18 protein-coding genes are annotated in these 13,990 nt (G+C 61.2%); 9 read left to right on the forward strand and 9 right to left on the reverse strand.

The features are described from left to right. Positions 1–138: 138 nt before the first annotated feature. The 4 genes from HHJ19_RS10870 to gspG form a co-directional block, all read right to left on the reverse strand. The gene (locus HHJ19_RS10870) at positions 139–852 is read right to left on the reverse strand and encodes a type II secretion system protein J (RefSeq protein WP_296907098.1); all 714 of its coding nucleotides are present in this window, start codon (positions 850–852) and stop codon (positions 139–141) included. Position 853: 1 nt separating this feature from the next. Further along, positions 854–1,234: a type II secretion system minor pseudopilin GspI gene (gene gspI, locus HHJ19_RS10875; protein ID WP_296907100.1), complete on the reverse strand. Its 381-nt coding sequence runs from the start codon at positions 1,232–1,234 to the stop codon at positions 854–856. Continuing rightward, positions 1,231–1,818, reverse strand: a complete 588-nt coding sequence (locus tag HHJ19_RS10880) for a prepilin-type N-terminal cleavage/methylation domain-containing protein (RefSeq protein ID WP_366929402.1) — start codon at positions 1,816–1,818, stop codon at positions 1,231–1,233. Before HHJ19_RS10880 ends, gspI begins: the two co-directional genes overlap by 4 nt. 169 nt (positions 1,819–1,987) lie before the next feature. Continuing rightward, complete coding sequence (gspG, locus tag HHJ19_RS10885) at positions 1,988–2,437, reverse strand: type II secretion system major pseudopilin GspG (RefSeq protein ID WP_296907103.1); 450 nt, start codon at positions 2,435–2,437, stop codon at positions 1,988–1,990. Between the two features lie 24 nt (positions 2,438–2,461). Between gspG and HHJ19_RS10890 the strand changes: the two genes are divergently transcribed. From HHJ19_RS10890 to HHJ19_RS10925, 8 genes are all read left to right on the forward strand, one after another. Continuing rightward, entirely contained in the window at positions 2,462–2,917 is a 456-nt protein-coding gene (locus HHJ19_RS10890; protein WP_296907105.1) for a type II secretion system protein N, read from the forward strand. A 240-nt stretch (positions 2,918–3,157) separates the two neighbouring features. Continuing rightward, positions 3,158–4,891 carry a type IV-A pilus assembly ATPase PilB gene (gene pilB, locus HHJ19_RS10895; RefSeq protein WP_296907107.1) on the forward strand — a complete coding sequence of 578 codons (1,734 nt, stop codon included), beginning with the start codon at positions 3,158–3,160 and terminating at the stop codon, positions 4,889–4,891. A gap of 97 nt (positions 4,892–4,988) precedes the next feature. Further along, positions 4,989–6,206: a type II secretion system F family protein gene (locus tag HHJ19_RS10900; protein WP_296907110.1), complete on the forward strand. Its 1,218-nt coding sequence runs from the start codon at positions 4,989–4,991 to the stop codon at positions 6,204–6,206. An 8-nt stretch (positions 6,207–6,214) separates the two neighbouring features. Next, positions 6,215–7,060 (forward strand): A24 family peptidase, encoded by an 846-nt coding sequence (locus HHJ19_RS10905; protein WP_296907113.1) that lies wholly within the window; start codon positions 6,215–6,217, stop codon positions 7,058–7,060. 30 nt (positions 7,061–7,090) lie between these two features. After that, on the forward strand, positions 7,091–7,696 hold the full coding sequence (gene coaE / locus HHJ19_RS10910; protein ID WP_296907115.1) for a dephospho-CoA kinase: 606 nt from the start codon (positions 7,091–7,093) through the stop codon (positions 7,694–7,696). Between the two features lie 44 nt (positions 7,697–7,740). Then, complete coding sequence (gene zapD / locus HHJ19_RS10915) at positions 7,741–8,496, forward strand: cell division protein ZapD (RefSeq protein WP_296907139.1); 756 nt, start codon at positions 7,741–7,743, stop codon at positions 8,494–8,496. A 54-nt stretch (positions 8,497–8,550) separates the two neighbouring features. Next, a complete protein-coding gene (locus HHJ19_RS10920; protein WP_296907117.1) occupies positions 8,551–8,757 on the forward strand; it encodes a DNA gyrase inhibitor YacG in 207 nt (68 codons plus the stop codon). A gap of 81 nt (positions 8,758–8,838) precedes the next feature. Next, positions 8,839–9,117, forward strand: coding sequence for a hypothetical protein (locus HHJ19_RS10925; RefSeq protein WP_296907118.1), 279 nt, complete (start codon positions 8,839–8,841; stop codon positions 9,115–9,117). A gap of 39 nt (positions 9,118–9,156) precedes the next feature. Here the strand turns inward: HHJ19_RS10925 and grxD are convergent, their stop codons facing one another. The 4 genes from grxD to hemA all read right to left on the reverse strand — a co-directional run bounded on the left by grxD (position 9,157) and on the right by hemA (position 13,128). Next, a complete protein-coding gene (gene grxD / locus HHJ19_RS10930) occupies positions 9,157–9,486 on the reverse strand; it encodes a Grx4 family monothiol glutaredoxin (RefSeq protein ID WP_296907122.1) in 330 nt (109 codons plus the stop codon). Between the two features lie 156 nt (positions 9,487–9,642). Continuing rightward, the gene (gene prmC, locus HHJ19_RS10935; RefSeq protein ID WP_296907124.1) at positions 9,643–10,494 is read right to left on the reverse strand and encodes a peptide chain release factor N(5)-glutamine methyltransferase; all 852 of its coding nucleotides are present in this window, start codon (positions 10,492–10,494) and stop codon (positions 9,643–9,645) included. Positions 10,495–10,593: 99 nt separating this feature from the next. Then, a complete protein-coding gene (gene prfA / locus HHJ19_RS10940; RefSeq protein WP_296907127.1) occupies positions 10,594–11,715 on the reverse strand; it encodes a peptide chain release factor 1 in 1,122 nt (373 codons plus the stop codon). A gap of 114 nt (positions 11,716–11,829) precedes the next feature. Continuing rightward, complete coding sequence (hemA, locus tag HHJ19_RS10945) at positions 11,830–13,128, reverse strand: glutamyl-tRNA reductase (RefSeq protein ID WP_296907129.1); 1,299 nt, start codon at positions 13,126–13,128, stop codon at positions 11,830–11,832. 117 nt (positions 13,129–13,245) lie between these two features. On the opposite strand from hemA, the gene HHJ19_RS10950 reads away from it, so the two are divergent. Then, the gene (locus tag HHJ19_RS10950) at positions 13,246–13,536 is read left to right on the forward strand and encodes a hypothetical protein (RefSeq protein WP_296907132.1); all 291 of its coding nucleotides are present in this window, start codon (positions 13,246–13,248) and stop codon (positions 13,534–13,536) included. A gap of 67 nt (positions 13,537–13,603) precedes the next feature. Here the strand turns inward: HHJ19_RS10950 and HHJ19_RS10955 are convergent. Further along, the coding region (locus HHJ19_RS10955; protein ID WP_296907134.1) for a glycerophosphodiester phosphodiesterase family protein at positions 13,604–13,990 on the reverse strand (387 nt) is incomplete at its 5' end.

A 13,990-nucleotide genomic window follows, 5' to 3' on the forward strand; every position in this document is an offset into this window, starting at 1 on the left:
GCGCCACGGTCAGCATCGCCGTCAGAAGGGCTGCGCCTGCCTCGCGCGCGGGGGGCGCAGCGACGGGCCGCCCCAAGCAAGGCCAGCCCCCCAGGGGGGCAGCGCAGCACACGCAGTGGCGAGCAGGGGGGGCACTCGTCATGATTTTTTCCCCCCTGCAACTGGCCTGACCCAGTCGCGCGTGAGAAGGCCGTTGATCGCTTCGCCGGACGGCAGCGTCAGCACCAGGCGCACGCCGTCGGGCAAGGTCACTTCGACTTCCGGTGGTTTGTCGGCGCCTTGCACCTGCGTGGCGTTGTCGCTGGAAAGCGGGTTGGTCCAGGCGTTGCCGCGGTAGTAGAAAATTTGCCATTGTTCAAGCGCGGTGATGCGTACCTCGAATTTTTTATCGTCATCGCCCGGGTTTTGCGCCCACTGGGCGGCTCTGGCCCAAGTAGCCTGCAGGTCACCCCGGGTATACACCGGAGGGGACTGCCAGCGCAGCCATAGGCCAGTGCCTTCCAGATTGCGGCGAGCCCAGGCCACTACCAGCAGGCCGTTGCCCCCCATCGCAGTGCTCCGACGGACAATGCGCAAGCCGCGACCATCCCAATTCAGGGTTGGGGTCAGGGGCAGCTGCACCATGGCATCCAGATCCGCCGCCCACTGCGTCAGACCGGCTTGCAGGGTAAGCACCGCGTCGGCGCGCTGCTGCAGTTGCGCTTGCGCCCGCACCATGCCGTCCAGGCCGCGCCAGCTCAAGCCAGCCATCAGTGCCATCGCGGCGATGGCGACCAGCAACTCGATCAGCGTGAACCCGCGAACCCGTGCAGGAGTCGGCGCAGTACACGAAGCGTTAAGCGTCGGGGCCAATTCAGTACCTTCCCACAACGGTAGAGAGCGTCAATATCCGGCTCTCGCCGTCAAGAATTTGCGCTTCAACCCGTAAAAAATTCGGATTGGGCGTGGCTTGTACCGATAGCCTTGTGAGCAGGCTGCGTCCGGCCTGCTCACACATTGAGATATTGTCTCCCACCGCAGGCATTTGCCGGGACAGTCGCACGTTGACCAGGGCGTTTTCAGCGCATAACTGGGCCAGCAACAGGTCGGACTGGCGCTCGGCATTTCGGCTCAAGGAGGCGGTGGCCCGCACGCCAGCGGCGAGCGCTACCGCTACTATGCCCAGCGCCACCAACACCTCGATTAGCGTGAATCCCTGAATTCGGGTACGTTTGCAAGTCCGGTGCAGGGTCATGGCGTACCTGCCATTGCCGCCGGGTCTGTTCGCACCGAGAAGGGCCGCACGCCATCGGTCGCCAGGGTCACGCTGCGCTCGGGTTTCGAGATCGACACAAGCCGAATCTGTTGCGGCCCGATGACGGGCTCGGGTCCCAGTGTCACGATGGTGCTGGCCGCCTGCACATCCTGGCTGAGCCATTGCGTGGGCAATGCCGAATTGGTCAATCCGTCAAAGGCAAAGCCGGTTGCGGTTATTCGCCAGCGCACCGGGATGGCAGTCATGCGTGACTGGGCACGCGCTGATTCCAGCAGGACAGCCAGCCGCTGTGCCTCGCGCTCAAGCGCGGTGCCAGAGCTGTCACGCAGCGACAGCCCGACGCCGGCGGTTGCCAGCGCCATGATGGCCACCACAATCAGCAACTCCAGTAGCGTGAATCCGCGAGCGCGATGCCGATCGGACAGCTCATTCCCCCCGCGCGGCAACCCAGCATACGCAGTGGCAAGCGTGGGGGCCACGAACGAAGCGCCGGGCCGCCCCAAGCGGAGTTCAGCCCCCCCGGGGGGCAGCGCAGCACGCGAAATGACAAGCGTGGGGGCCACGAACGAAGCGCCGGACCGCCCCAAGCGAAGTTCAGCCCCCGCGGGGGGCAGCGCAGCACACGCAGTGGCAAGCGTGGGGGCCACGAACGAAGCGCCGGGCCGCCCCAAGCGGAGTTCAGCCCCCCCGGGGGGCAGCGCAGCACACGCAGTGGCAAGCGTGGGGGCTAATTCAGTCCCAGCTGCCGACATCCGCATTTTTGCCTTCGCCCCCCGGCTGTCCGTCGGCTCCAAAAGACATGACATCGATTTCGCCCTTGATGCCCGGATTCAAATACTGGTAAGGACGACCCCAGGGGTCGCTGGGCAGCTTGTCGACGTAGGATTTCCAGTTGGTAGGAATCGGCCCGGTGCCGGGCTTGACCAGCAGTGCTTGCAACCCCTGTTCGGCTGTCGGGTAGCGCTGGTTATCCAGTTTGTACAGCTTGAGGGCCTGCATCAGGTTGTTGACGTCGGTTTTGGCTGCAGTAGCGCGCGCGTCTTCAGCGCGGTCCAGCACATTGGGCACGATGAGGGCGGCCAGCACGCCGATAATGACCAGCACCACCATCAGCTCTATCAGCGTGAAACCCGCTGACAGGCGGCGGCGGGTGAGCGTAAGGAAAGAGCTGCGTGTATTCATGGTCGCTTCAATGATAATCCTGCCATGCAGACAGATGCCTATCGCTTATGGTTCACCAGGATTGTGACATTTTCCCTGTCCGCGCTGGCTGCCGCCAGCGCGGCTTATTGGGGTCTGGGGGGGTGGGGCCCGGCGGGTACGGCGGTAGCCCCGACGGCGGCCATCACTGCAACGCCAAATGTAAGTCCGCAAGCGCTGGCCCGCGCCCTGGGAGGCGGGATGGCAGTCCAGTCCGTGTCGGCCGGCGGCGAAAAACCCGCTGCCGCCAGCCGTTATGCGCTGCTTGGTGTGGTCGCAGCGCACGGCCGTGGCGCGGCGCTGATTTCGGTTGACGGCCAGCCTGCGAAGCCGGTGCGCGTGGGTAACTCTGTGGATGGCGGACTGCTGCTGCAGTCGGTAACAGCGCGTCGAGCCGTGCTGGCCAGCAGTGTCAGTGCACCCGCAGAAATCACGCTGGAATTACCTTTGCCAAGCAATTGATGCTATTTTAATGATAGCTATTGAAGGCGATACTCTCTGGACACTACCTTGAAAACGCATGCTTTTTGACGGGTCTGCGCCAACTGCCGCTGGATTTCTCTATTCCGATTTGGTGCAAATTTTATTTTTTTGTGCAGTTTTTCGCATAGTTCCAACGCGAGGCCTGATGGCTTGCCATTTTCCATTTACACCTTGTAATCAATAGGCGATGATGTTCTTTTTACTTACACGCTGATACGCATGGCCGTTATCGATACCGCTATCAATCCTTCGCCGCCCATGGCATTGCCCGGTTTGGGCCGCGCGTTGGTGGTGGCCGGCAAACTGGGCCAAAAAGCGGCGGAAGACATCTACCGCAAGGCGCAGAGCAGCCGCACCCGGTTTATTGCCGAACTGACCGGCTCGGGCGCCGTCTCGGCGTTCGATCTGGCGCACACCATGTCGACGGCGTTTGCTGCACCCCTGCTGGACCTGGAGGCTATCGACGTCCATCGTTTACCCAAAGGCCTGCTGGACAGCAAGATTTGCGCGACCTACCGGATTGTGGTTCTGAGCAAACGCAACAACCGCCTGATTGTTGCAACGGCCGATCCGTCCGATCAGGAGGCCGCCGAAAAGATCAAGTTTTCGACCCAGCTGGGTGTCGATTGGGTGATTGCTGAATACGACAAGCTGTCCCGGCTCCTGGAGGCTTCAAGCACCACGGCTTCGGAAGCGATGGAAAGCATCATTGGCGATGATTTCGAATTTGACGAAGCGACGGTAGATTCGACCTCTGACGACCAAGATGCCAGCGTGGCGGAAGTTGAAGATGCGCCGGTGGTCAGGTTTCTTCAGAAAATGCTGCTCGACGCCTTCAACATGCGCGCCTCTGACCTGCATTTTGAGCCGTTTGAGCAGTATTACCGCGTCCGTTTCCGTGTCGATGGGGAGTTGCGGGAAATTGCGTCGCCCCCGGTTGCCATCAAGGAGAAACTGGCAGCGCGCATCAAAGTGATTTCCAAACTGGACATTTCCGAAAAGCGGGTGCCGCAAGACGGCAAGATGAAACTCAAGATCGGCCCTGATCGGGTGATCGATTTCCGGGTCAGCACGCTGCCCACCATGTTTGGTGAGAAGATCGTAATCCGTATCCTGGACCCGAGCAGTGCCAAGCTGGGTATCGACGCGCTCGGCTACGAGCCAGAAGAAAAAGAGCGTTTGCTGGCCGCCATCAAGCGCCCGTACGGCATGGTCCTGGTGACCGGGCCTACCGGTTCCGGCAAGACGGTGTCGCTCTACACCTGCCTGAACATTCTGAACAAGCCGGGCGTCAACATCGCCACTGCCGAAGATCCGGCTGAAATCACTTTGCCAGGTGTGAATCAGGTCAGCATGAACGAGAAGGCGGGCATGACTTTTTCCGTCGCGCTCAAGGCTTTCCTCCGCCAGGATCCTGACATCATCATGGTCGGCGAGATCCGTGATCTGGAGACCGCTGATATTGCCATCAAGGCTGCGCAAACCGGTCATCTGGTCCTGTCCACGCTGCATACCAACGACGCGCCGACGACCTTGACGCGAATGCGGAACATGGGCATTGCGCCCTTCAATATCGCATCGAGCGTGATTTTGATTACCGCGCAGCGTCTGGCGCGCAAACTCTGCCCGCTGTGCAAGGCGCCCACCGACATCCCGCGCGAGACCTTGCTGGAGGCCGGTTTCAAAGAAGAGCAGGTGGATGGTTCCTGGACGCCTTTTCGGCCGGTAGGCTGTTCCAAGTGCACCAATGGCTATAAAGGCCGCGTGGGCATCTACCAGGCCATGCCGATTTCCGAGGAGATCCAGCGCATCGTCCTGCGCGATGGCAGCGCGCTGGAGATCGCGGCCCAGGCCGAGGCTGAAGGCGTCAGAAGCCTGCGGCAGTCCGGTTTGCACAAAGTTAAACTCGGCACGACCTCGCTGGAAGAGGTTTTGGGCTGTACCAATGTTTAGGCGCTTCCCTGGTTCCACCCAACGCCGGATCAACGCATCGGCGTGGAACAGCAGCGAAGAAACGGCCTCAGGGTCGTTCATTCAACGATAAGGCACCATGGCAACTGCAGCATCCAAAGGCATTCAGGAATTTGTTTTCGAGTGGGAAGGCAAAGACCGTGGCGGCAAACAGGTACGCGGAGAAATCCGTGCATCCGGTGAAAACCAGGTCAAGGCTTCCTTGCGCCGACAGGGTGTACTGGCGACCAAGATCAAAAAGCGCCGCATGCGCTCGGGCAAGTCCATCAAGCCCCGCGATATCGCCATCTTTACCCGCCAGCTTGCCACCATGATGAAGGCTGGCGTGCCGCTATTGCAGTCTTTTGACATCGTGGGCCGTGGCAATCCCAACGGCAGCGTGACCAAACTTCTCAACGACGTGCGCACCGACGTCGAGACCGGCACCTCGCTGAGCGCGGCTTTCCGCAAATACCCGCTGTATTTCAACGCGCTGTATTGCAACCTGGTCGAGGCAGGTGAGGCGGCGGGTATCCTCGAGTCGCTGCTGGATCGACTGGCCGTTTACATGGAAAAGACCGAGGCCATCAAGTCGAAGATCAAGTCGGCCCTGATGTATCCGATTTCTGTGGTGGTGGTCGCCTTTGTGGTGGTCGCGGTGATCATGATTTTCGTGATTCCCGCCTTCAAAAGCGTATTTTCCTCGTTTGGCGCGGATTTGCCGGCACCCACGCTGTTCGTGATTGCGATCAGCGAGTTTTTCGTGGCCTATTGGTGGCTCATTTTTGGCGGTATTGGTGGAGGCATCTATTTTTTCATGCAAGCCTGGCGGCGCAATGAAAAAATGCAGAAGGTCATGGACCGGCTGTTGCTCAAGGTGCCGGTGTTCGGGCCGTTGATAGAGAAGTCGTGCATTGCCCGCTGGACCCGCACGCTCTCCACGATGTTTGCCGCCGGCGTGCCGCTGGTTGAGGCGCTTGACTCGGTGGGTGGTGCATCGGGTAACTCGCTGTACGCGGATGCGACCGAAAAGATCCAGCAGGAAGTTTCGACCGGAACCAGTCTGACAGCGGCCATGGGTAATGCCAATCTGTTTCCCACCATGGTGCTGCAGATGTGTGCCATTGGCGAGGAATCAGGCTCGGTGGATCACATGCTGGGCAAGGCTGCCGATTTCTATGAAGCGGAAGTCGATGAAATGGTGGCGGGGCTGTCCAGCCTGATGGAGCCCATCATCATCGTGTTCCTGGGCACGCTGATTGGCGGCATCGTGGTCTCCATGTACCTGCCCATTTTCAAATTGGGCCAGGTTGTTTGATGGGATTTATGGATTTGTCGCCAGCGCTCAATGCGCTGCTCGCGGGCCTGTTTGGATTGCTGGTCGGAAGTTTCCTCAACGTCGTCATCTACCGCTTACCCAAAATGATGGAGCGGCAATGGGCCGATGAGTGCGCCGAACTGGGTGGAAAAGTGCCCGAATCAGGCAAGAAGTTCAATCTGCTGGCGCCGCGCTCGCGCTGCTCGAGTTGCGGCCACATCCTGCGCTGGTACGAAAACATTCCGGTGCTCAGTTATCTTTTTCTCAGAGGCAGGTGTTTGGTCTGCGGCACCGCCTATGGTTTGCGCTATCCACTGGTTGAGGCGGTGACGGGCGCGCTGTTTTACTTTTGCGCGTGGCGTTGGGGCTGGACCATGACCGCGCTGGCCTGGTGCGGCTTTTCTGCGGCCTTGCTGGCGCTGGCGGTGATCGACTGGGACACAACCTTGCTGCCGGACGACATTACCCTGCCTTTGCTTTGGGCTGGTTTGATTGTGGCGGCGTTGCAGTGGAATCCGGCGGTCAGCCTGCCCGTGGCCCTGTGGGGCGCGGTCGCCGGCTACCTTTCCCTGTGGCTGGTGTACTGGGCTTTCAAGCTGGTGACGGGCAAGGAGGGCATGGGTTATGGCGACTTCAAGCTTTTTGCCGCGCTGGGCGCCTGGTTTGGCTGGCCCGCGTTGGTCCCCATGATTTTGATGGCCTCGGTGATCGGCGCTGTCATCGGTATCGGCATGAAGTTCTCCGGCGGATTGCGCGAAGGCGGTTACGTGCCTTTTGGCCCTTTTCTGGCGGGGGCTGGTTTTACTGCGCTGGTGTTCGGACCGCAATCGATTCTTCAGTTCGTTGGCTTATAACGCAATGGAAGGTCATGGGAGGCCCGGCAGATGGCAATTCAGCGTATCGGCCTGACCGGTGGCATTGGTAGCGGCAAAAGCACGGTGGGCCGCGTGCTGGTTGCCTGCGGTGCCGCGCTGGTGGATGCGGACGCCATTGCCCGAAAGCTGACAGCACCGGGCGGGGCAGCGCTGACCGAACTGGCCAGCCGGTTTGGCGCGCAGGTCATCATGGCAGACGGTGCGATGGACCGCGATTACATGCGCCAGCTGGCTTTCAGCAACCCGGCCGTCAAGGAGGAGCTCGAAGCCGTCATTCACCCGCTGGTGGGCCGGGAAGCCCTCAGGCAATCAGGCCAGGCGGTGGCTGCGGGCCTTGCCTGTATCGTTTTTGATATCCCCTTGCTGGTCGAGTCGGGCCGCTGGCGCCAGCAACTGGACCGTGTCCTGGTGGTGGACTGCCGCGAAGCCACCCAGCTGACCCGCGTCATGGCCAGAAATGGCCTGGCGCGCGAGACGGTCGAAAAGATAATGGCTGCGCAAGCCGGTCGGCCGCAGCGTCTGGCGGCCGCCGACATCTGCATTTATAACGACGCTTTGACGCTCGCGGCGCTTGAGGTGCTGGTCCGTCAGCTGGCAAACCGCTTCGGGCTATGATGCGCCAAGAAAACATCATTCATGAAGTCAAGAAAAACAATGCCGTGATTCTTTACGAGTATCCCTTCAACGAACGCATACGAACTTACTTGCGGCTGGAACACCTGCTACAGCGTCTGGGCGAACTGATAAAGCGGGAAAGTCCGATTGACCATCACTACGCACTGGCCACCATTTTCGAAATCATGGACGTTGGCGCGCGCGCGGATTTGAAAACTGACGTGCTCAAGGATCTCGAAAAGCAAAAGCAGGTGCTCAACGGTTACCGCGGCAACCCGGCGATTTCCGAAGAAGTCCTGGACAGCATCACGGCACAGCTTGAGGCCGGTTTTTCGGCCGTCAACAACCTGCCGGGCAAAGTCGGGCAGTCGCTGACCGAAAACGACTGGCTGATGAGCATTCGCAGCCGGGTCGGCATTCCGGGTGGCACCTGCGAGTTTGACTTGCCCGCTTATTACGCCTGGCAGCACCTGACTGCCGCCGCGCGTCAGCATGACCTGCATCGCTGGGTTCTGCCCCTGGGCCCATTGGCGGAGTCCGTACGCCTGCTGCTGCGGCTCCTGCGCGATTCAGGCGCGCCGCAAAAAGTGGTGGCCCCCGCCGGCCAGTACCAGCAGATGCTGCCGCAAGGGCGGACATTTCAGTTATTGCGCCTGCACATTGACGCATCGCTGGACTTGATTCCCGAAATAAGCTGCAATCGCCTGATGGTTTCAGTACGCCTGATGCGCCTCGAAAAAGATGACCGCCTGCATACCAGCCTCGCTGATTCGATGTTCGAATTAGCGCTTTGCTGTTGATCCGGGCTGAGTTAGCCCTGCCTTTTGGCCTTTGCATTGAACCCCAGGTGCGCCATGAGTAATGATTCCCTGCCCGTCAAACAAGTGGTTTGCCCCGCTTGCGGAGGCCCAAGTGTCTACGCCACAAGCAACCCCTACCGTCCTTTTTGCAGTGAGCGCTGCAAAAACATTGATTTGGGTGCCTGGGCCAACGAAGACTTTCGGTTGCCGGCAGAGCTCCCGCCTGATGACACGCTTCCTGGCGATGCCGGATTGCAGTGAATTTTTCGGCCAGCCGGTGCCGACACGCCGCCTTCAACCCGTTAATAAGAGTGAAGAACAGGTAACAAAAGGGAGACAAGCATGAAACCGTTGACAACGAAACCGGTCTGGGCCGTACTGCTGCTGGCTGCGGCGCTGATCGGTGGCGCGCATGCCAAGTCGCAGCCAGCAGACGCTGGTGAACGCCCGGCGTCCAGCAAGGCGAAGAAAAACTCTCCAAAGACGGCCAAACCAGGCAATAGCGGGCAGATCAAGTTTTTGCCCGGCTCCGGCGAAACCACCAAGGAGCGCAGTACCCGCCTGAAACGTGAGTGCAAGGGTCGCGTCAACGCTGGCGCCTGCGAAGGCTATACGTCCTGAGCTGATAACCTGCTCGCGTCCGGCGAGCCGGTCCCGGTCTCAAGCCTCCGGCGTGCCCAGCATCTGCTGAAGTTCGCCGTTCTGGTACATCTCCATCATGATGTCCGAGCCACCGACAAATTCGCCCTTGACATAGAGCTGGGGGATCGTTGGCCAGTTACTGTATTCCTTGATGCCGTTGCGGATCCCTTCGTCTTCCAGCACATTGACCGTAGCGGGTTTAGTCACGCCGCAGGCTTTGAGTACCTGGATGGCGCGGCCTGAAAAACCGCACATTGGAAACTGGGCCGTGCCCTTCATGAAAAGCACCACTTCGCTGGACTTGACGATTTGTTCAATGCGTTGTTGGGTAGGGTCGGTAGGGGTCATGGTGAAATCCTTCTAAAGGGAGGGGCCCAAAAGGCCGGAAAAGTCAATAAGCGGCGTTCTGGCCGGCTCCTTGAGTGCCGGGAATTGTGCCAGCAGCATTCCGTGCCATGATTATCGCCGTCTGGCGGATTTCCCGTGCCGGGCAGGGGTAGTCGGTCACCGCGCCCATTGCCCGCCCGAGCAGCGTTCGATCCCTGCTAGGTCCTGCCGGCTGCAGACCCGTGAAAATCCCTGCTGAAGCAGCAATTCCCGGACCTGTGCGGCCTGGTTGTAGCCATGCTCGAGCAGTAGCCAGCCATCGGGCAGAAGGTGGGCGCCTGCCTGTTCGATGATTTGACGCAAGTCGTCCAGTCCGTCGGCACCTGCGGCCAGCGCCTCCAGTGGCTCGTGCGCCAGGGCAGCCAGATGCGGATCGGTGCAGGCTATATACGGCGGGTTGCTGGCGATCAGGTGAAAGCGGCCTGTCACTTGCTGCAACCAGCGGCTTTGGAGCAGTTCCACCGTCAGGCACAGCCGGGAGGCATTGTCACGCGCCACATCCAGCGCATCCACGCTTGCGTCCACCGCCACCAGCCGCGCCGCGCGGCCAGCTGCCTGCAGGCTGTGCGCAAGTGCCAGCGCAATGGCGCCGCTGCCGGTGCCCAGGTCCAGAACTTCCAGCGCGCGTGGCTTGCCAGGCGCAAGAAGCAGGTCGAGCGACCATTGCACCAGCGTTTCGGTGTCGGGCCGCGGCACCAGCACCCGCGCATCGACCCGCAATTCCAGGCCAAAAAATGCCTTGCTGCCGACGATGTAAGCCAGTGGCTCGCCCCTGGCCCGACGCAAACTGAAGTCGCGAAAGCGCTGCGCCACCTCATCCGTCAGTTCATCGGTATCGTGCGCCAGCAGCCAGGCGCGCTCAACAGAACGTTTGCCGAGCGCATGCAGCAGCAGCCATTGGGCATCGAGCCGCTCCAGTCCCAGGGTCTGGGCGGTTGCAAGGGCTTGAGCGCAAGTGGCTTGAGTCACGGTTTTAACAGTTTCAGATTGCTATGAAAACAATAGCTGACAATGACCGTATTATTTGGACGTGGAGTGAATTTTGCATAAAAAATTGAGTTTCAGGTATCAGCCGCTGTTGTTGGCCGTTTCTAGCTCGGCCAATTGCTCGGCGCCGCGCGCCACCTGGAGCGCCGTGATGACGTCGTCCATATCGCCCTCCATGATGGCCAGCAGTTTGTACAGCGTCAGGTTGACGCGGTGGTCGGTCAGCCGGCCCTGCGGGAAGTTGTAGGTACGGATGCGGTCGCTCCGGTCGCCGCTGCCAATCAGTCCCTTGCGTTCGGCGGCGTCTTTGGCGGCGCGCTCGGAACGGTCTTTCTCGTGGATGCGGGCCGTTAGCACCTTGAGTGCCTGGGCCTTGTTGCCGTGCTGGCTGCGGCCTTCCTGGCATTCGGCGACGATGCCGGTCGGGAGATGGGTAATGCGCACGGCCGAGTCGGTCTTGTTGATGTGCTGGCCACCCGCGCCGCTGGCGCGGTAAGTGTCGATGCGCAGGTCGGCCGGATTGATCTTGATGGCAACGGCTTCGTCGGGTTCGGCCAGCACCGCGACCGTGCAGGCGCTGGTATGGATGCGGCCCTGGGTTTCGGTGGCCGGCACGCGCTGCACCCGGTGGCCGCCGGACTCAAAGCGCAGCTTGCCGTAAACGCCCACGCCCATGACGTCCGGCGCGCCAGCCACGCGCAAGACCACTTCTTTGTAGCCGCCCAGCTCGCTCGGTGATTCACTGATGATTTCGACCTGCCAGCGCTTGCGCTCGGCAAAGCGCGTATACAGGCGGAACAGGTCGCCGGCAAACAGCGCTGATTCGTCACCACCGGCACCAGCGCGGATCTCAACAAAGGCCGCGCGCGCGTCGTCCGGGTCCTTGGGAATCAGCATCAGCTGCAGCGCTTCGTCAATTTGTGCAATGTCGGCCTTGGCCGTGGCGATCTCCTCCGCTGCCATTTCGGCCATGTCAGGTTCGTTCCTGGCCTCGGCCAGCATGCTTTCGGCGCTGACCAGATCGGCCTCGCGGCTGGTGAGCCGCATGTATTGCTCGGCCACTACACTGGCCTCGGCATGCTCGCGCGTCAGCGCGCGAAAGCGGTCAAGGTCGCTCACCACATCGCTGGCCGACAGCAGCGCGTCCAGCTCATGCAGTCTTAAAAGCTGGCGGTCCAGGGTTTGACGAAGAAAGGGTTTCATTGGCAGGCGGGGAGCTGAGGCGAAAAATCAAGAGGAATCACCAGCGAAGTAGCCGGGACGAGGGCGCGGTCGGCAACCTGGACAGGCGACTGCTGCAGGCGGCGAAGGCCGGCGCTAACGCTCTTTGCCTTCGGGCAATCCCCGCGATGCCTGCGGCAGCTGGCCACGCAGAAATAGCCGGGACACCGTTTGCGCCGTGGCTTCACGGCTGCTGGCGTCACCCGCGTGCAGCTCGGCCAGCGTGCCGTGCAACATTTTCTGCGTCAGGCCGCGGCTCAGCGCTTCCAGAACCGCATCGATCGGCTCGCCTTTGGCAAGCAGTTTTTTGGCGCGCCCGATTTCTACTGCGCGCCAGACGTCGGTCTGCGCGTTGAGCTGCTGGATCAGCGGCACCGTCCCGCGCTGGTCCAGCCAGTGCATGAAATTCTGCACGCCCGCGTCGATGATCACCTCGGCTTCAGCCACCGCCGCCAAGCGGCTGTCCTTGCCGGTTTGCACCACCTGCGCGAGGTCATCGATGGTGTAAAGATAAATATCGGGCAGCGCCTTGACTTCAGGCTCGATGTCGCGCGGCACGGCCAAGTCGACCATGAACATAGGGCGACGCTTGCGCAGCTTGACGGCACGCTCGACCGCACCCAGGCCGATGATGGGCAGGGTGCTTGCGGTGCAGCTGATGACGGCGTCAAACTCGTGCAGGCGCCCGGGCAGGTCGGCCAGCCGCATGACCTCGGCACCAAAGCGGCCGGCGAGCTTTTCGCCACGCTCCAGCGTGCGGTTGGCAATCGCCATGGATTTGGGGTTTTTGGCGGCAAAGTGGGTGGCGGCCAGGTCGATCATTTCGCCAGCGCCGACAAACAGCACCTTGATGTCGCCGAGGTCTTCAAACAGCTGACCGGCCAGCCGGACGGCCGCTGCCGCCATGCTGATACTGTGCGCGCCGATCTCGGTGCTGGTGCGAACTTCCTTGGCGACGGCAAAGGAGCGCTGGAACAGCTGGTGCAACGTGGTGCCCATGGCGCCGGCGCCCTCGGCGGCGCGCACCGCATCCTTCATCTGACCGAGAATCTGCGGCTCGCCCAGCACCATGGAGTCGAGCCCGCTGGCGACGCGAAAAGCGTGGCGTGCGGCCTGGTCGTCCTGCAGCGTGTAGGTGTGCGAGCGCAGCAGCGCAGGCGAAACGCCGCCGTTGTGCGCCAGCCATTGCAGCGTGTGCTCCAGGTCGCTGTGCTCACCGGCGCAATAGATCTCGGTTCGGTTGCAGGTGGACAGCAGCGTGGCTTCAGACTGGCGCGCCAGCGACGCGCGCAGGTTGCGCAGGGTGGGCTCGATCTGGTCGACCGCGTAAGCAAAGCGCCCACGCAAATCGAGCGGTGCGGTGTGATGATTTAGCCCCAGGGTCCAGACTGACATGGCTCCATTATAAAATTGAAGTGGGCAAGAAGGTGCGGCCGGCTCCAATCAATCTTCCGCCAGGGTCTTTTCGCTTGAATTTTCCAAGGCTGTTCCGGCCTAGTTTGAATCGTCCCCATGACCGCTTACCTGCTGCTCAACCATCTGCTCAATTTCATGGCGCCTGCCGCGCTGGTCGCGCTATTGCTGGTGGCGTTTTCGCGGCTTTTTTCCGCTTTTTTTGGATTAAAAAAGGCGGTAGTCCAAGTTTGGTGGCTGCATCTCGCTATTAATTTCATAGTAGGTATGGTCGTGCTGGCGGCCGGGTTGTTGCTGTCGGGCCGCGACGGAAAAATGCTGACCTACGCTGCGCTGGTACTTGCTGTGGCCACCAGCCAGTGGCTGCAGCTGGGCGGCTGGAAGCGCTGATACGCTGCGCTCGGCACCGGCCTGGCCGCGCCGATGTTTGATCTGGATCAATTCGAACTGGCCTGCTTCAAGCCGGACTGAACAAATCCACCCGGTCAGTGATGATGCCGTCCGTGCCCAGCGCGATCAGGCGGCTGGCCACCGCTTCGTCATTGACGGTGTAACTCAGGGCGCGCAGGCCCACGTCATGAACTTGTGCGACGCTGGCGCTGTCCCACAGGGCATGGTTGCCGACCACCGCCACACAGCCCAGTTCGAGTGCGGTTTGCAGCCAGCCGGCTTCCAACCGGTCCAGCAACAGGCCGCGCGGCAAAGCGGGAGCGCTTTCGCCAGCCCCTTGCAGTGCGTCGGGCGAAAAAGACGTCAGCAAGGGCACCGTTGCCGCGCCCTGCCACAGACGCGCCGCGAGGGCGGCCACGACCTCTCCGGTGTGGTGCTCGGTGCCGGGCGTCGG

The organism is Polaromonas sp. (genome assembly GCF_012927415.1).
Taxonomy (GTDB): Bacteria; Pseudomonadota; Gammaproteobacteria; order Burkholderiales; family Burkholderiaceae_C; genus Polaromonas.